Here is a 16,896-nt window from a genome sequence, read left to right as displayed (position 1 = left end):
CGTGAACACCCTTGGCACAGTTGCGGCGGAGGACCAAACGGTTGTAAAGGCTTTCGTCCGCGAATACGTGGACAACGGGCTCGCGGTCTATGACGCCGCGCGAAAGCCACTCGGCATGGTGGCGGATTACGACCGCCCCGGTGGCGGCTTCGTCGTTCGCCTGGTGCAGGCGGGTGCATGCCTCTTCATCCCGATGCGGTTCGTGCGCAAGGTGGCGCACGGCAGGGTCTATCTATCCGAACCCGCTCGCAACCTTACCCAGAGGCCCTTGTGAGACATGCGCGCGGCGACAACGGGCAGGAAATCATGAGTGCAGTGGCGGCTGGCCTCAAGGTGTACGACGCGGATGGCGAACTGGTCGGCACTGTCGACATGGTTGACCTCAACGCCGGCACCATGCGAGTGCAGACGAATCCATTCTTCGAGGAGCCACTCGTCATTCCGCTCGCTCTCGTGAAGAGCATCTATCCGCGCGAACTCTTTCTGCTGCGCGTGCGTGCGGAGCTCAGTCCTGACGGGCGGGAAGGGTCTGCCTGATGACGGTGCCAGCGTGATCGACGCACGGACCACCGCAGAACGAGTCCTGGTGATCTTGCTGACGACAATTGCGGTGCTTTTTGTCGCCTATCTCTGCTATCGCTTGGCCGGAATCATCGAGTTGATCATCGTGTCGATCTTCCTCGCCGCCGCGCTGAATCCCTTGGTGAATGCGCTCCGTCGGTGGCGGCTTCCGCGCGTGCCAGCGATTCTCATGGTATTCCTGCTCCTCCTCGTGTCCGTGCTTGCCATCGCGGCCCTCGCCTTCCCCTCGTTGCTCGCCCAAGCGAAAGCCATCCTCGCCATCCTGCAGCAGCCAGAGGGCCTGACGCACGAGCTCCAGCGACTGGCCGCGCCCTTGGGGCTTTCCGGCATCGTCCAACGTTTTCACATCCAGATCGAAGCGCTGCCGGCACAGCTTGGCAGCGCGGCAGGGTCGTTCACGACCGTAACCACTAACACCGTGAACGGCGTCGCCGCCTTCGGCGCAGTGCTCGTGCTGACCTTCTTCATGCTGAGTGACGGCGAGACGATGGTCGGCGGCCTGCTCCGGCTCGCTCCCGAGACGCAGCGGCCCCGGCTTCAGAGCCTGCTGCAAAGATCGGCACGCGCGGTGTCCGGCTACATCAGTGGGAATCTGGCCATCAGCGCGATCGCCGGGGCCGGCGCATTTGTCGGGATGACAGTGCTCGGTGTTCCCTATGCGCTCGCGCTCGCGGTCCTGCTCGCGATCTTCGATTTGATTCCCCTGGTCGGGGCGACGCTGGGCGCGATTCCACCGATCCTGGCCGCCTACGCCATCTCGCCGGTCAAAGGTCTTATCCTCCTCGCCTACATCGTGATCTACCAGCAAATTGAGAGTCACGTGCTGAACCCATTGGTCTATGGACGGAGCGTGCATCTTCCTGGGCTGGCCGTCTTTCTTGCCATCATGATCGGCGGGACCTTGATCGGCGGACTGGGGGCACTGATTGCGATCCCCGTCGCCGAGATCCTTCGACTTCTCTTGGAGGAGCTGCGCGGGCACAAAGTGGAGGCAGCGGCGTCGCCTCGCACAGTTTCAACGCGCGGCTGAATGGAATCCCCGTGATCCTTGACGCAATCTGCGAAATTCGAGAGGCCTGGCGGGCGGGAGGCAAGCACCCCGACGATGCGCTGCCGCGCTGGATCCACCTTCCCATTGCGCAGGCCGAGCGGCTGAGCCCGCGGGTGGAGATGCCGAGGTATTGTGAAGCGGTGCGTCACCGTGGCAGGCGACGGCCTGCCACCACCTTCCATGCCATAGTCGATGTGCCAGGGCAGCCGGACCGTGCCTGGGTGGCCTGTTCGGAGTGCACCAGCCTGATGATGGATGACGCGGATGCCGCTACGCGTGAGCCCTGAAGCCTGCAGCGGCCCTCGTGGCCTCACAAGACGGCGAGCCGGTCCGCGCCCGGACGAGTTCCGGCCCGGGAGGAGCTGAAGCCACTGAACCTAGAGGACGAGCTTTTCAGTCAACTCTGACCGCGTTCATTTGGAGGCTTCTGTCGTCCGCGCTCCGCCGGTGATGTCGATGCCGCGGCGGCTGGTTTGATGACTGGTGGCCGCCTCGACCAACCATCCGGCGACGTCCGCGCGCGAGATTCTCTCCGAAATCCGGCGCTTTGCCCCCTCGGGTAGCACCTCCACACAACCGGTGGCGGGGGCGTCGGTGAGCCGGCCCGGGTAGCTGATGGTCCAATCGAGGTCGCTCTGCCGGAGCAGCTGCTCGCCGGCGTTCTTGTCGTTGATTACCGAACCCCTCGCGACTCCCGTGATCAGCCGAGACAGCGCACCCATCCGATCGCGCTCAACGAGAAACGATGACAGAAGGACGACACGCTTAACTCCCGTTTTGTGCGCAGCTTCGACTATCGCCCGAGTTGAGTCGGCGATCACCGATCCACTGCCGCCGAGAGTGCTGATTACGGCGTCGGCACCCACCATCGCCCGCGCAACGTCGCCCGCGTCTGTCGCCTTGCCGGCGACCACGCGAAGGTTGGAGTTGCGAATCGCCAGCTTCTCTGGCGAGCGAACGAGCGCCGTTACGGTGTGGCCGGCGGCGAGTGCCTGCTCGACGACGAGCCGTCCGGTGCGTCCGGTGGCTCCGAGGACGACAAGATTCATGGATGTGCTCCTGCGCTCAAATTTCGAACCACGCCTCTGTAGCTCGGAGGCCAGTGAGCACGTGCGGCGTGCCCACTGACCCCGATTCCGCGAGCCAGGTCAGCTGCGGGCGGCCAGGCTGTCGGCCTTATCTCGGGCGATTACCGCGTCAATCACGGCGTACTCTGCCGAGTCGACGGCATAGATGGCCCAGTCGACCATGTCGGCCGCGTAATTCTCCGCATCCTCGGCGTCGAGCTCGGCACGGTCGCCTTTGAACTCGGCCTTGTGCTGGTCCATCTTCGCTCGCACCTTGGCCCGTTGCTGCTCAAACTGCGCCGTCGTATCGGTCCACCACGAGCGAGCCTCCCCCTTGGCCTTGGTGGCCGAGGACTGGATGCTCTGCGCTTGCGTCTTCATCTTGGAGTTGAGCTGCTCACGCTGCTGCTCGAGCTTGGCATGGTTCTTTGCCTTGGTTGCCGCGGCCGCGTCCTCGAGCTCCTTGATCCGGCTGGCGAGATCCGTTAGCTTGTCAGACAGTGCCATGGGATACCTCCTCCTGGCGGTCGCTGGCTGGAATGGTTGTTACTCCAGCGCCGCGAGGTCAGCTTGCGATCCCTCCGCGAGACAAGCGCGAGATGAATCGCCTCTGACTGGCCGCGGCGTAAAAAAAGATACGCCCAGTGACAGCAACCGTGACAGCAACGCCCGTGGACGCACTGAACGATATCCTTGTCGAACTTCAAAACCGCTGGTCGGCATCCTTGGCGATGTCGACGGACGGATCGTTCCCGTCGCGCCCCCGCCAGTTTCCTAGTAGACCGCGTTTAGTGCAGACCCCGCAGGAGCAGCGCCCCAACCACGGCGACCGCGCAGCCGATAACGATTCCGATCGTCTGCCCCCTGGTGATCTGGCCCCGCTGCTGCTGCACTTGCATCGTGGCGAGACGCTGCTGGATCTCGTTCATCTTCTCGACGATCTGCGGATCCGCGTCCGGAGGCAGCTGGACGATCGCTTGGCGGAGGGCGTCCGACGATGGTACCGGGACGAATGCTCGACGCCGCCGAGCGACGAGCGTCAGGACCACCGCCCCGCCAAAGGCAAGACCGAGACCCAGGAAGATCCAGCCGAGCCATCGGGTTTGCGCCGTCGCAACGACCGGATTCTGCAGGGTGGCGAACTGGTATCCGCCGACTGCCAGCAGCACGGGCGCTCCCCGATAGACGTCGACCGTTCCGGTCGCGCCGGCCAGGAGAACCTGATCCTGCTCGCTCTGCCAGGGAAGGACGATCTCGCTGGGGCCGCTGGGCGCCTGGACGACGACGTGCTCCTCCGGCCCGCCCTTTCGAAGGTGATTGGCGGACGCTGTGACCACGGTGACCGGCACCACGGAATAGCAGTTGTCCGAGAGGACGTTTGCGGCGGTGCAGGGCGTCGCCTGCTGGTAGGCCGCGACCGAATTCGATGGGTCCGGCAATAAGGACATACCGGCCCCCAACGCGATCAGGAGGGCGGCGATGATCCCGAGCAGAACGACTTTCCACATGGCGGTTGGGGCGTTCACTCATGTCATACAACGGCGGAGGGTCGCAGTTCTCGCCGCCCGTGTACACCTTCAGGTATTCCGGGCGCGCGCGCCGGACTGAACCGCTCCCTGGCTTCGGCGGCACATCACGCCGCTAACCGAGCCTGGCCGAGCGCATCGCGTAGGACATTGACGAGTTCGCGGGCTGGATAGCGGCAGTCGGCCCAGCGGTCGGTGCCTGGATCGAGCCGGACATCCACCGTGAGATAGTCCGCGTCGCGCTCGTGGGCGGTTCGCCGCTCCATCTCGCGCGACGACACCAGCCAATACTCTGGGTGAAGCTCCCCGCGGCGCCGGTCCCAGAAGCGCATCGCCAACCAGAAGTCATCGGCCGCCGCGAAGGTCGAGCGGCGGATGTGAAAGCGGATGAGGTCGCTCTGGCGAAGCATGGCCGTGCCTTTGACCTGGAGGTAGACGACACGCGCCGAGCCGACGAGTTGTATCAGCAGGTCCCGGCCATGGATATCGAAGGCCGGACGAAACACGAGCAGGTCTTTTCGGTTGCCCATCATGATGTCGGTGATGGTGGCGAACTCGTAGACGCCACCCTGGTCGATGCGGAGCACCGGAAACCGCAGGGGCGGACCGGCTGCGTGCCTGCGCCAGGTAGGGCGGGCGCAGGAGACTGCCGATCACCTCGCACACCTCGCCTGTACGGGGGCGGCCTTCGCTCCGTCCCGGACCTTCATCTTCCTGCCATCCTAAGATGCTGCCATGGACCACCAGCCTCAGCCGGTGGTCGCGCCGCTGACTCGCGCCGCGATCTTTCTGGTGGTGACGATCAACCCGGGCGATGACCACCGCGCGACCATCCGATCCTTCTGCCAGGATTTCCCGGCGCTGGTACGGGCGGTCGCGTTCCGTGACCTCGAGGGCTACCTGTCCTGCGTCATCGGGTTTGGCTCATCCGCCTGGGACCAACTCTTTGGCGCGGCCCGGCCGGCAGGGCTCCACGGATTCCGAGAGTTCCACGCCGGATCGCGCCATGCCGTGTCGACGCCCGGCGACATCCTCCTTCACATCCGCGCGGCGCGCATGGACCTCTGCTTCGAGCTGGCCACGCAGTTCATGGCCCGGCTCGGCGGGGCAGTTACGGCTGTCGATGAGGTCCATGGCTTCCAGTACTTCGATGATCGCGACCTCATCGGCTTTGTCGACGGCACCGAGAACCCGACGAACCAAGCGGCGGCAGACGCCGCCATCATCGGCGACGAGGACGCTGGCTTCGCCGGCGGGAGCTACGTCATCGTTCAGAAGTATCTCCACGACATGCCCGCGTGGAACGCACTGTCGACGGAAGCGCAGGAGCGCATCGTCGGTCGCACCAAGCTGTCCGACGTCGAACTACAGGATGGCGTCAAGCCCACCTCGGCGCACACTGCGCTGACGATCATTGAGGAGAATGGGAAAGAGATCAAGATCCTCCGCGACAACATGCCATTCGGTGACGTTGGGCGCGGCGAGTTCGGGACGTATTTCATCGGTTATGCTCGCTCCCCGCGCCCAATCGAGCAGATGCTGGAGAACATGTTCGTCGGCCGACCGCCTGGCAACTACGATCGATTGCTGGACTTCAGTCGGGCGGCCACCGGCAACCTATTCTTTGCGCCGTCACTGGACTTGTTGGAATCCCTCGTTTCCTAGAGCGGAACAGCGCTTAGCTGCGCCAGTTGGCGCCAATTCCCACGGGCGCGATCGTTACAGCCAGGGCGAAGTCCAACGCCTCGTCGAAGGCCATGGCCCGCCCCGCCTCCCACGTCGTGCGAGCCACGTCGGGATCCAGGCCGCTCCGCGCGAGCTGCATGTGAGGCGAGACGAAGGCCTCCCATGGCGCCGGCGGTGTGTTCCCACTCGCTTCGTGCATGGCCGAACCGGCACCGCCCAGTTGGAGCGCCCGCTCCAGGTTGCCTTCGCGCGTCGTCAGGCAGGCGAGAACGTCAAGTGACCAGGCCGCACGGCGGTCTCGAAGGGCGCGTCCAATCTCCAGGCTCTCGATGATGCAGCGCTGCGCGGTCACCGCGTCGGACTGAAGGAGGGCCACGGCAGCGAGAAAGGTGAGCGGCATCGACGCTTCATCGCTTCTGCCGAGGGCCCGGCGCACGGCAAGGCTCTGTTCGAGAAGCGTGCGGGCGGCGGGCAGATCTGGTTTCTGGCTGGCGCGTAGACCCAGCTGGTGAAGGATCGAGGCTTCACTGGCCTGGTCTCGAAGCTCGCGGGCAAGGTCCAGCGCCGAATTGAGCGCTTCTTCCGAAGTCGTCAGGTCGCCTGCCGCCGCTGCCATCAACCCTGACCTCTCGAGGGCGAGCAACACGGTCAGCGAGTCCCCGGCGGCTCGGGCCTCCGTCACCGCTTCATCGATCCGCTTCCGGGCCGACGCGAAGTCGCCTTGCAAGTAGGCGAACGCTCCAGCCAGATGCAGCGCGGCAGGGCGAAAGGGAAAGTCCAACGATGTGCGCGCCAGGATGGCCTCCGCAAACTGGCGGGGTTCCGACGCGTGACCGCGCAGCTGCCAGTAGATATGGAGGGCGACGGCCAGCCGCATCCCGAGCTCCGGATCGACCGTTTGACTCCACGCCAGAGTGGCGCTCACGTCATCGTAGGCAGCCTCGACGCGATCGAGCCAATCGGCCAGCTGGCCTGGCTCGCGAGCCTGGGCAAGCCCAATCAAATACGTGCCCAGCTGCGCCTGCAACGCATCCAGCTTGCCCGTATCCTCGAGCCGTTGGCGACCGTAACTCCGAATCGTTTCAAGGCAGCGATAGCGCCCGGAATCGAGCGTGACCATCGATTTGTCAACCAGCCGCCCGAGGAGATCGAGGACGGCGTCGGGTGTGAGGCGGTCGTCGCTGCACACGGCCTCTGCCGCGTCCAGCATGAAGCGGCCGGCGAAAATCGAAAGACGTCGGAACAAGAGCTTTTCGGGATCGGCAAGCAGCTCGTAGCTCCAGTCGAGGGTTGCTCTCAGGGTCTGCTGCCGGCTGACGGTCGTCCGGCTCCCCGCCGTCAGTAGTCCGAAGCTCTTCTCGAGCCGGCTGAGAATCTCGTCCAGGGGCATGACTGGAACTCTGGCGGCGGCCAGCTCGATGGCCAGTGGGATCCGATCGACGCATTCACAGATCCGGACGACCGCGTCGACATTGTCGTCGCTGATTCGAAACCCCGCCTCGTGGGCCGTGGCGCGATCGGCAAACAGACGCACCGCTTCGTCGCGTCCCAAGGGCGGCACCCGCCAGGTCATTTCTCCGGGCACTCTCAGCGGCTCCCGACTTGTCGCCAGGACGTTGAGTTGCTTGCATTCTTTGAGCAGCTCCACGGTCAACTCCGCGACGGCATCAACGAGGTGCTCACAGTTGTCGAGGACCAGGAGCGACTTCCGTTCTCGCAGATGGTCTGCCAGCGTGTCCGCCAACCTTCGGCTGGCCTGCTCCTTCAAGTGCAGGGTGTCCGCGACCGCCTGAGGCACAAGGTGCGGCCCCGAGACCGGTCCCAGCTCGATGAACCAGACGCCATCAGCGTGCTCCGCCACCAACTCGCTCGCCAACTCGAGAGCCAGCCGCGTCTTTCCTGACCCACCTGGTCCGGTGAGGGTGAGCGACCGCGCGTGGAGTTCGCGGAGTTGCCGCAGCTCGCCATCACGGCCGATAAAGGCCGTCAACTGAGTCGGGAGGTTGGTGGCCGGCCGCTGGGAACGGATTGGCGGAAACTCTCGTGGATGGTCGGCGTCGACGAGCTCGAAAACATGCTCTGGTCGTGTGAGGTCTTTCAGGCGATGGAATCCGAGGTTTCGGAGCTCGGCCCTCGGGGGCAACTCGTCCACCAGTAATTGCTCGGTTGCACCGGTGAGCAGGACCTGGCCGCCGTGACAGGTCGCCAGCAGCCGCGCACAGCGGTTGAGAACCTGACCGTGATACTGGCCTTGCCGCAGCTCAGCCTCCCCGCTGTGCAACGCCACCCGGATTTCCAGGGTCACTTCCGCTGGCCATCGCTCCGCGGCGAAGTCGCGCTGCAGCGAGAGGGCACCCGTCGCCGCGTTCGCCGCCCTCGAGAAGACGGCCAGGATGCTATCTCCGGCCCGCCCGCTTGGGACCTCGGTACCGTGGTGTTGCTGCAGACAGCGGTCCACGATACGGTCGTGCCTGGCCATGGCCTCACGCATGGCCGCAGGGGCGGACTCCCACGCCCGGGTCGAGCCGACCAGATCGGTGAGCATGAAGGTGAGGGTGCCCTCAGGGAGCCCCGACATGAGGATGACAGTACTCCACGGAGAGTGCTACATTTGATGCCATGCCCCTGATGAAGCGAGGCGAGGCCGACGCTGCCGGCAGCACTGCCCGCGAAATGCGGCGAACTGCGGACCTCCTCGATGCTCTGGCTCGGGCGAAGCCGAGCGCCCGTCAGAAGGCCAGGGCGCGAGCCCATCCAGAGATGGAGCGGATCGCCCGTCGGTTCGCGGCCATCAATAGCACCCTTGTGAAAGGCGTACACGCCGGTTCGGTCAGCTCCGCGCAGCTCCGTAGTATCGGTCGCAACTTCGCCGCGATCGGTAACGCCCTCGAAAAGGGCGCGAGTCTCGGCCGCTAGCTAACAAGCCAGCCAAAGGGACGGCGGACGATCCGCCGTTGAATTGTCGTGGCTGTACCGGAATCGGCCCCCGAGCGATTCGGCCAGCTGGATGCCATCCGAGCCCTGGCGGCACTCGCCGTGTTCCTTGGCCACTGCCTCGGCATGCTGTCGCCCACGCCTTACAGCCATGGCCCGGTGGACTGGTACCTGCACTCACCGTTTCGGATCGCGAGCGCCGGCCACCAGGCGGTGATCTTCTTCTTTGTCTTGAGCGGCTTCGTCCTGTCGCTAGGGTTCTACAAAGGCAGGACCAGCGCGGCACCGTTCCTCGTCAATCGGATATTTCGCCTGTACCCTCCCTACCTCTGCGCCCTGGTGGTGGTCGTGATTCTGCGCTGGTTGGTGCCGATGCAGCTCCTCGGGGAATTGAGCTATTGGATCAACGGCTTCTGGTTGGCTCCGCTCAAGGCGAGTCAGCTATGGCCGGCCGTCACCATGCTCGCCGACACGCAGGGCCCGCAGCTCAACCCGACGGCATGGTCGCTCATCATCGAGATGCGCGCCTCGCTGCTCTTTCCGATCATCATGTTTCTCCTGCTCCGCTTCGGCTGGCGGCGCGGGCTTGCGGGCGCCGTCGTGTTGGGATTCGTGGCCGCCATTCCATCCGACGGGCAAACCAACCTCTACGCCACGCTGCAGTACGGGGTCTTCTTTGTCGCCGGTGCCATCCTGGCTCAGCACCGGGCGACGCTGATCCGTCGATGCCGGTCGCTTGATGGTGCGGTTCAACTGAGCCTGCTGGCGGCGGCTGTTCTGCTGTACACACAGATCTTTTGGCTGCTCCCCGCGTCGCGCCTGCACGTCCCGCCGCTCGACGACATGGCGACGGCGATCGGCGCCGCGATTCTCATCGTGCTGGCGCTAGCCTCCCCCAGGGCCTCGATCCTGCTCCCCACGGCGCTGCGCCGGCTGGGCAAAGGCGCCTACAGCTTCTACCTCTATCACTTTGTGGTCCTACTCACGCTCGCGCATGTTCTCTACGGTCACGTGGCCATCTGGCAGATCTGGCTGTTGGCGCTGGGTGCGACCCTGCTGGTCTCAGCGGTCACGTACCGAGTGATCGAGGTTCCATGCATTGCCGCTGGGCACTATCTCGCTCACCGGCTGCAGCCAGAGAACCGCCGTTCGGACAGGCTCCCGTCAGCCGCATAAGTTATCGTGGGTGGCGTCGGCATCAGCCGGCTTTCAGGGGTGGCGTGGTTTAGCAGCGCAACAGGAGGACGGGATGAGCGGGGTTCGGGTACTGGTCGGCACGCACAAGGGCGCGTTCGTCATGACATCGGACGCGAAGCGCAGGCAGTGGGATATCAGCGGCCCGCACTTCACCGGCTGGGAGGTCTACCACGTCAAGGGATCGCCGGCCGATCCGAACCGGCTGTATGCGTCGCAGAATACCGGCTGGTTCGGGCAAGTGATCCAGCGCTCGAACGACGGCGGGAAGACCTGGCAGGCGATGGAGGGCAAATTCGCTTACGACGGCGAACCCGGCACCCATCTGTGGTACGACGGAACGTCGCGTCCCTTCGAGTTCAAGCGAATCTGGCACCTCGAGCCGTCGCTCACCGATCCGGACACGGTCTATGCCGGCGCCGAAGATGCCGCCCTCTTCCGCTCGACCGACGGCGGCCAGAACTGGCACGAGCTCCCCGCCCTACGCCAGCACACCACCGCGCCTAAGTGGATGCCGGGCGCCGGGGGCATGTGTCTCCACACGATCATCCTCGATCCCAAGAATGCGGACCGAATCTTCGTCGCGATCTCGGCGGCCGGCGCATTCCGCAGTGACGATGCCGGCAAGAGCTGGCGGCCGATCAACCGGGGTCTGACGTCGCAAGGCATCCCCGACCCGAACGCCGAGGTCGGCCATTGCGTGCACCGCATCGCGATGCACCCGTCGCGCCCGAACGTGCTCTTCATGCAGAAGCACTGGGATGTGCTGCGCACTGACGACGCCGGCGACTCATGGCGCGAGGTCAGCGGGAACCTACCGAGCGACTTCGGCTTCCCGATCGACGTGCACGCGCACGAGCCCGAGACGATCTACGTGGTGCCGATCAAGAGCGACTCCGAGCACGTTCCGCCCGACGGTAAATTGCGGGTCTATCGGAGCCGGACGGGCGGGAATGAGTGGGAGGCGCTGACGAACGGCCTGCCGCAGAGCAATTGCTATGTCAACGTGTTGCGCGATGCGATGGCGGTCGACTCGCTCGACTCGAGCGGCGTGTACTTCGGCACCACCGGTGGGCAGGTCTATGCGTCCGCGGACGCCGGCGACAGCTGGCAACCCATCGTGCGTGATCTTCCCGCCGTCTTATCGGTCGAGGTCCAAACGCTGAAGTGATTCGCGTCGTGCTGCCGCCTCACCTGCGGAATCTCGCCCAGGTCAAGGGTGAGGTGGAGCTCGAGGTCCCGGGCGAGGCGACGCCCAAATCCGTCCTCGATGCCCTGGAATCGCGCTACCCCGTGCTGCGCGGGACGATCCGCGACCAGACCACGCAACAGCGCCGAGCGCTGGTGCGGTTCTTCGCCTGCGAGCAGGATCTCTCGCTCGACCCGCCCGACCGCCCCCTGCCGGAGGCGGTGGCAACCGGCAATGAGCCGTTTCTGATCGTCGGGGCGATGGCCGGCGGCTAACTCAGCCCGGTTTCGCTGAGTCGGCCGTCGCTCTCGCGCGCTCCCGTTCGACGAGCTTGCGGCGGAGGATCTTCCCAGAGGCCGACTTGGGGATCTCGTCGATCATCTCGACCAGCCGGATTTTCTTGTACGGCGCGACCCGGTCGGCGACATACGCCATCAGGGCTTCCGGCGTGATCTGGCTCTTGAGCACGACGAAGGCCTTTGGCACCTCACCCGCCTCTTCATTCGGGCTGGGAATCACGGCCGCGTCGGAGACCGCCGGGTGCGTCAGCAGGATGGCCTCCAGCTCAGCCGGTGGGACCTGGTAGCCCTTGTACTTGATCAGTTCCTTCAGGCGGTCGACGATGTAGAAGTCGCCGTCCTGGTCGGCATGGCCGATGTCGCCCGTGTGCAGCCAGCCGTCCCGGTCGAGGATCTGCTCGGTGGCGGCACGATTGTTCAGATAGCCCTTCATGACCTGCGGTCCCCGGATCCAGATCTCACCGTCCGCGCCGGGACCGAGCGCCGCGCCAGTCGTGATGTCGACCACCTGGCATTCGGTGCCCGGAATCACGGGTCCGATGGAACCGACCTTTGTCCACTCCACGTCGTGCCTCACCGCGTGGGTGACCGGGCTGGCTTCGGTCATGCCGTAGCCCTGGTTGACCTTGCAGTTCAGACGCCGGCCGCAAGCTGCGGCCAGCGCCTCGTCGAGCGGCGCGGCGCCGGAGAACACGGTCGTCACGGATGAGAGGTCGAACTGGTCGACCATGGGATGCTTGGCAAGCGCCACCACGATCGGCGGCGCGATGTACGCGCGCGAAACGCGATGGTCCTGGAGGACCCGCAGGAAGGCCTCGAGCTCGAAGCGCGGCATGGTGACGACCGTGGCTCCCGCGTAAAGGGCCAGGTTCATGATCACGGTCATCCCATAGATGTGGTAGAAGGGCATGACACCCAGCACCCGCTCGCCTTCGCGCAGGTGAAAGCATTGTTGGGACTGGGTGACATTGGCCACCAGGTTGCGGTGCGTCAGCATGACGCCCTTGGCGACGCCGGTCGTGCCGCTCGAGTAGGGAAGCGCGACCAGGTCTTCGGCCGGGTTGATCTCGACGGTGAAGTCGTCGGCCGGCTGCGCCAGCAGCTCGCTGAATGGCGTCGCCCCGTCGGCGGTGCCGAAGACAAAGATCTCCTCGATGGCCAAGTCCTTGACCGCTTCTTTCGCCCGATCCATGAAGGCCGGCACGGTCAGCAGGAAGCGGGCACCGGAGCTCTTGAGCTGATCGCCCAGCTCGCGCGCGGTATACAGGGAGTTGACGGTCGTGACAGCACCGCCCAACGAGGCCACGGCGAAGAATGCGATTGGGTACTCGATCAGGTTCGGGCTGAAGATCGCGAACACCTCGCCCTTCTTGAAGCCGCGCCGCCGCAACGCGGAGGCAACCCGCTTGACGCCGTCCTCAAGAGCGCCGTACGTGAGTTCGCGTCCGGTCAGGCCGTCGATCAGTGCCGGTTTGGTGCTCAGGTCGTGTGCCCGGTGCAGGACGAACGGAACGAGGGGGCTATCCGGGATATTGACAGCGGGACCTCTGTGGATCATTCCGCCATTCCCTCAGGTCGCGACGATCATATCGCAGCTTGCCGGACGGCATCGTTCGCCTCGGCACGCCGACGGTGGATCCCGCTAGCGTTGAAGCATGAATATTACGCCGCGAGCTCAGATGCTAGGTGACCTGAAGCCGTTGGATGCTGGCCACTTCACGGGTACGGCGGGTGCACGCGACCTGCTGCCGCCTCCGCGCCCAGCGCTGCCAACCTCGGCCAACGTTGTGCGATTCGATCCCGGCGTCCGCAACTACTGGCACTCGCACGAGGGTGGCCAACTCATCTACGTCATCGAGGGGGAAGGCTGGGTGCAGGCCCGAGGAACGGCCGCCCAGCAGATCGGGGTTGGCGACGCGGTCGTAACCGGGCCACGCGAGGAGCACTGGCACGGGGCAGGCTGGAGCGGCCCGATGGCTCATATTGTGGTTAACGTCGGCGAGACGCGCTGGCTGGAGGCGTCACCCGCGCCGGGTGCGTGAAGGAAGAGCCATGAGCATCCAAGCAGAAGAAAGCGCTGAGCGTTGGGCACCACCATGGTGGGCGGTCTTCGTGGTGGGGCTCCTGCTCTGGGGCGCGACCGTCGCCGTCGGTCGCGCGACCCACAACATCATTTTGCTTCCCACGATCGTCCTCCTCGGCAGCTTTCTGGTGCCCATCACCGCGGTCGTCTGGTACCTGGATCACGATCCGAGTCCAGCCCTTTCGCCTCGACGGATCGTCACCGCCTTCCTCATCGGGGGCACCATGGGTGTGCTTGGCGCATCCTTGCTCGAATACTGGCTGGTCAAGGTTGGCCTCATCGGCGCGTTCGAGGTCGGCTTGATCGAGGAGTTCGTCAAAGGCGTGTTCATCGTGGTCGTGGCCCTCGGCATCAGCCGGTTTCATATCCGTGACGGCATGGTCCTCGGGGCGACTGTTGGCTTTGGTTTCGCCGCACTCGAAAGTAGTGGCTACGCACTCGCCTCGCTCTTCGTCGTCCAGGGGAATCAGCTGATCCTGTCCCTGAACTCGGTGATCTTCACCGAACTGGTTCGCGGCGTGCTGGCGCCGTTTGGCCATGGAATGTGGTCGGCGATCCTTGGCGGCGCGATCTTCGCCGCCGCCCGTCGCGGCGGGCTGCGCCTCACCTGGGCAATCCTTGGAACCTACCTCTTCGTGTCCGCGCTCCACGGCGCGTTCGACTCGTTCACCAGCATTTGGGGCGTTGCCGTCGTGTCGGTTATCGGGCTGGTCCCGTTCATCTGGCTCTGGCGGCGCGGCGATGCCGGCGGCGTCCTTCCGAGGCGGCGGCCTGTGTAGGCTGACCGTATGTCAGCGCCGAAGGAAGAGATCCTCGAAGTCGCCGGGCGTGAGGTCACGATCAGCAATCCGGACAAGATCTTCTTCCCGAAGACGGGTCACACGAAGCTCGACCTCGTTCGCTATTACATGGCGGTCGCCGAAGGGGCGCTTCGCGGCGTTGGCGGCCGCCCCATGGCCCTCAAGCGGTTCGTCAACGGGGCCGGGGGGGAGGCCTTCTTTCAGAAACGCGCTCCGACATCGCGTCCCGAGTGGATCGAGACCGTGGAGCTCTCGTTTCCGTCCGGCCGAACGGCGGAAGAGATCGTGGTACGCGACGCCGCCCAGCTCGCCTGGATCATCAACCTGGGATGCATCGACCTCAATCCGCACCCGGTCCGTGCCGGCGACCTCGATCACCCCGACGAACTGAGGGTCGACCTGGATCCGGTGCCCGGCGTGCCGTGGGCCCAGATTCGCGACGTGGCGATGGTGACGCGCGACGTGCTCAAGGATTTCGGGCTCGTCGGCTGGCCCAAAACATCAGGGTCGCGAGGCATCCACATCTATTGCCGGATCGAGCCGCGCTGGACTTTTCCCGAGGTTCGCCGCGCGGCGGTGGCGCTGGCGCGCGAGGTCGAGCGGCGCGCCCCCAAGATCGCCACCAGCCGCTGGTGGAAAGAAGAACGCCATGGCGTGTTCCTCGATTACAACCAGAACGCCAAGGACCGGACCGTCGCCTCCGCCTACTCCGTCCGCCCGCTGGCCGACGCGCGCGTGTCCACGCCATTGAGGTGGGACGAGGTGCCCACCTGCGAGCCCGAGGCCTTTACGCTGGCGACCGTTCCGCGGCGGTTTACGGACTTGGGCGATCCCTCGAACGGCATCGACGAAGCGGTCGGGTCGCTCGAGGCATTACTCGAGCTCGCCGCGCGGCACGAGGCAGCCGGCTTCGGCGACGCGCCCTGGCCGCCGCACTTCGCCAAGCAGGAGGGCGAGCCCGCGCGTGTCCAGCTGTCCAGACGCCGGCGTGAGGATCGGCCGAAAACTCATAAGGGCGAGGTCCCGCCACCGGCCCCCGGCAAAACCGTGGGCCCTACCGGCCGTCGCCGCACGACGATGCCGCTGATCGAGATCGCCCGCGCGGCCTCGGAGGCCGAAGCACGCGCCGGGCTGCAGCGCTGGCGCGCGCGCCACGGCGAAATCTGGTCGCATCTCGCGCCCTCCGACGTCATGGTTGACTCGATGCGGGGGCGGAACACGACCTGGACGCGCATCCGGATCAACCTGCGCAACGTCCCCGAGTCCGAGCGGCCGCCACAGGAAGCGCTCGAGGTGGACTATGACCCCTGGGCCGGCTACGCGGGTCCCGATCGCTCCGGACAGCTCGAGCGTCCCAAACGAAAGAACTAGTCCCAGCGGCGCTTGACCTGCATGTGCTGTTTCACGCTCTTGTGGATCAGCTTCCACTTCCGGCGCTCCTCGATCTGTAAGCGCACGTCGGCCTTGACCTCGATCGCGCGGAGCTCACGCTGCAGCTTGCGGTAACTTCGAAAGCGGCTCGCGTCGAGCGTGCCTCCCTCCAGCGCCGCGAGAACGGCACAGTCCGGTTCGGTCTCGTGCCGGCAATCGGTGAACCGGCAGCGGAGTGCCAGCTCCTCGATGTCGAGGAAGACCTCGGCGAGGGCCTCCGCCCCGGCCCAAAGCTGGATCTCTCGCAAGCCGGGCGTGTCGATGACGAGGCCACCGCCCGGCACCTTCAGTAGTTGACGATGACTGGTCGTGTGGCGCCCCTGGCCGCTTTTGTGCACATCGGCGGTGCGCAGCACCTCCTCGCCGAGCAGGCGGTTGATCAGGGTGGATTTGCCGACGCCGGACGAGCCCACCAGCACCGCCGTCTTTCCTCGCGACAGATACAGGCGGACGGCCTCGATCCCCGCGCCGGTCAGCCCGCTGACGGCGACCACGGGCACTCCGGCCGCGATCGTTTCGAGCTCCGCTTCGAACGGGTCAGGGTTGTTGATATCGACCTTGGTCAGCACGATCACCGGCGCCGCCCCGCTCTGGTAGGCGACGGTCAAGAGCCGCTCGATGCGGCGCAGGTTGAAATCGGTGTCCGCGGAGGTGGCGATGAAGACCAGGTCCACATTCGCGGCGATGACCTGCGCGGCCGTCTCTGAGCCGGGCGCCTCCCGGGTGATCGCGGACTGCCGCGGCAGCACGGCACGAATCTCGGCCGCGTCGGGTGTGTTTCGAAGAGCCACCCAATCGCCAACCGCGACCAGGCGGGCCTCGCGGAGTGCGCTCCCCAGCGTGGCCAGCGGCGCGGACCCGGCGAGTTGCACGAGGAATTTGGTGCCGTAATCGGCCGCCAGCCGCCCAGGCTCAATGCCCTCGTCATCGAGGACATCGAATGCCGACGCGAATCGTTCGTTCCAGCCGAGCTCGTCCAGCTCGGCGCGGTCGTCTGAATTCAAGCTGAGAACCTCCCTAATGTGTGGGTAACGGCAAACGGCGTCAGCCCTTC

At 65.4% G+C, this 16,896-nt stretch carries 19 protein-coding genes; 12 read left to right on the top strand and 7 right to left on the bottom strand.

Features of this window, described 5'->3' with window-relative positions; all coding sequences use genetic code 11:
- The first annotated feature begins 1 nt into the window (after nt 1).
- From VHK65_10195 to VHK65_10180, 4 genes are read left to right on the top strand one after another with little or no spacing between them, the layout of a single operon-like run.
- Complete coding sequence (locus tag VHK65_10195; protein ID HVS06520.1) at nt 2–274, top strand: hypothetical protein; 273 nt, start codon at nt 2–4, stop codon at nt 272–274.
- Nucleotides 271–537 (top strand): PRC-barrel domain-containing protein, encoded by a 267-nt coding sequence (locus VHK65_10190; protein ID HVS06519.1) that lies wholly within the window; start codon nt 271–273, stop codon nt 535–537. Before VHK65_10195 ends, VHK65_10190 begins: the two co-directional genes overlap by 4 nt.
- Nucleotides 538–550: 13 nt before the next feature.
- On the top strand, nt 551–1,612 hold the full coding sequence (locus VHK65_10185; GenBank protein ID HVS06518.1) for an AI-2E family transporter: 1,062 nt from the start codon (nt 551–553) through the stop codon (nt 1,610–1,612).
- A gap of 11 nt (nt 1,613–1,623) precedes the next feature.
- Nucleotides 1,624–1,920 (top strand): hypothetical protein, encoded by a 297-nt coding sequence (locus VHK65_10180; protein HVS06517.1) that lies wholly within the window; start codon nt 1,624–1,626, stop codon nt 1,918–1,920.
- Nucleotides 1,921–2,046: 126 nt separating this feature from the next.
- Here VHK65_10180 and VHK65_10175 read toward each other — a convergent pair whose 3' ends face one another.
- The 4 genes from VHK65_10175 to VHK65_10160 all read right to left on the bottom strand — a co-directional run bounded on the left by VHK65_10175 (nt 2,047) and on the right by VHK65_10160 (nt 4,813).
- A complete protein-coding gene (locus VHK65_10175; GenBank protein HVS06516.1) occupies nt 2,047–2,682 on the bottom strand; it encodes an NAD(P)-binding oxidoreductase in 636 nt (211 codons plus the stop codon).
- A 99-nt stretch (nt 2,683–2,781) separates the two neighbouring features.
- Complete coding sequence (locus tag VHK65_10170) at nt 2,782–3,207, bottom strand: hypothetical protein (protein HVS06515.1); 426 nt, start codon at nt 3,205–3,207, stop codon at nt 2,782–2,784.
- Nucleotides 3,208–3,488: 281 nt separating this feature from the next.
- Nucleotides 3,489–4,226, bottom strand: a complete 738-nt coding sequence (locus VHK65_10165) for a hypothetical protein (protein ID HVS06514.1) — start codon at nt 4,224–4,226, stop codon at nt 3,489–3,491.
- Nucleotides 4,227–4,333: 107 nt separating this feature from the next.
- Entirely contained in the window at nt 4,334–4,813 is a 480-nt protein-coding gene (locus tag VHK65_10160; GenBank protein HVS06513.1) for a hypothetical protein, read from the bottom strand.
- 148 nt (nt 4,814–4,961) lie between these two features.
- Here VHK65_10160 and VHK65_10155 point away from each other — a divergent pair, with 148 nt between their 5' ends.
- On the top strand, nt 4,962–5,891 hold the full coding sequence (locus VHK65_10155; GenBank protein HVS06512.1) for a Dyp-type peroxidase: 930 nt from the start codon (nt 4,962–4,964) through the stop codon (nt 5,889–5,891).
- Nucleotides 5,892–5,904: 13 nt separating this feature from the next.
- Here VHK65_10155 and VHK65_10150 read toward each other — a convergent pair whose 3' ends face one another.
- On the bottom strand, nt 5,905–8,490 hold the full coding sequence (locus VHK65_10150; protein HVS06511.1) for an AAA family ATPase: 2,586 nt from the start codon (nt 8,488–8,490) through the stop codon (nt 5,905–5,907).
- Between the two features lie 50 nt (nt 8,491–8,540).
- Here VHK65_10150 and VHK65_10145 point away from each other — a divergent pair, with 50 nt between their 5' ends.
- From VHK65_10145 to VHK65_10130, 4 genes are all read left to right on the top strand, one after another.
- Complete coding sequence (locus VHK65_10145; GenBank protein HVS06510.1) at nt 8,541–8,828, top strand: hypothetical protein; 288 nt, start codon at nt 8,541–8,543, stop codon at nt 8,826–8,828.
- Between the two features lie 48 nt (nt 8,829–8,876).
- Entirely contained in the window at nt 8,877–10,022 is a 1,146-nt protein-coding gene (locus VHK65_10140) for an acyltransferase (GenBank protein HVS06509.1), read from the top strand.
- Nucleotides 10,023–10,095: 73 nt separating this feature from the next.
- Nucleotides 10,096–11,211, top strand: a complete 1,116-nt coding sequence (locus VHK65_10135) for an exo-alpha-sialidase (protein ID HVS06508.1) — start codon at nt 10,096–10,098, stop codon at nt 11,209–11,211.
- Nucleotides 11,208–11,504 (top strand): MoaD/ThiS family protein, encoded by a 297-nt coding sequence (locus tag VHK65_10130; GenBank protein HVS06507.1) that lies wholly within the window; start codon nt 11,208–11,210, stop codon nt 11,502–11,504. Before VHK65_10135 ends, VHK65_10130 begins: the two co-directional genes overlap by 4 nt.
- 1 nt (nt 11,505) lies before the next feature.
- Here the strand turns inward: VHK65_10130 and VHK65_10125 are convergent, their stop codons facing one another.
- Nucleotides 11,506–13,086 (bottom strand): 4-coumarate--CoA ligase family protein, encoded by a 1,581-nt coding sequence (locus VHK65_10125; protein ID HVS06506.1) that lies wholly within the window; start codon nt 13,084–13,086, stop codon nt 11,506–11,508.
- Between the two features lie 97 nt (nt 13,087–13,183).
- Between VHK65_10125 and VHK65_10120 the strand changes: the two genes are divergently transcribed.
- From VHK65_10120 to VHK65_10110, 3 genes are read left to right on the top strand one after another with little or no spacing between them, the layout of a single operon-like run.
- Entirely contained in the window at nt 13,184–13,570 is a 387-nt protein-coding gene (locus VHK65_10120; GenBank protein HVS06505.1) for a cupin domain-containing protein, read from the top strand.
- Between the two features lie 10 nt (nt 13,571–13,580).
- Nucleotides 13,581–14,390: a PrsW family glutamic-type intramembrane protease gene (locus VHK65_10115; protein HVS06504.1), complete on the top strand. Its 810-nt coding sequence runs from the start codon at nt 13,581–13,583 to the stop codon at nt 14,388–14,390.
- A gap of 9 nt (nt 14,391–14,399) precedes the next feature.
- Nucleotides 14,400–15,782: a DNA polymerase domain-containing protein gene (locus VHK65_10110; GenBank protein ID HVS06503.1), complete on the top strand. Its 1,383-nt coding sequence runs from the start codon at nt 14,400–14,402 to the stop codon at nt 15,780–15,782.
- On the opposite strand, the gene rsgA is transcribed toward VHK65_10110, so the two are convergent.
- Nucleotides 15,779–16,846: a ribosome small subunit-dependent GTPase A gene (gene rsgA / locus VHK65_10105; protein ID HVS06502.1), complete on the bottom strand. Its 1,068-nt coding sequence runs from the start codon at nt 16,844–16,846 to the stop codon at nt 15,779–15,781. The two genes, VHK65_10110 and rsgA, sit on opposite strands and share 4 nt — an antisense overlap.
- Between the last annotated feature and the right edge of the window lie 50 nt (nt 16,847–16,896).

Source organism: Candidatus Dormiibacterota bacterium, assembly GCA_035544955.1.
In the GTDB taxonomy this organism is placed as follows: Bacteria; Chloroflexota; Dormibacteria; order CF-121; family CF-121; genus CF-13.
This window is presented reverse-complemented; position numbering and strand designations above follow the sequence as displayed.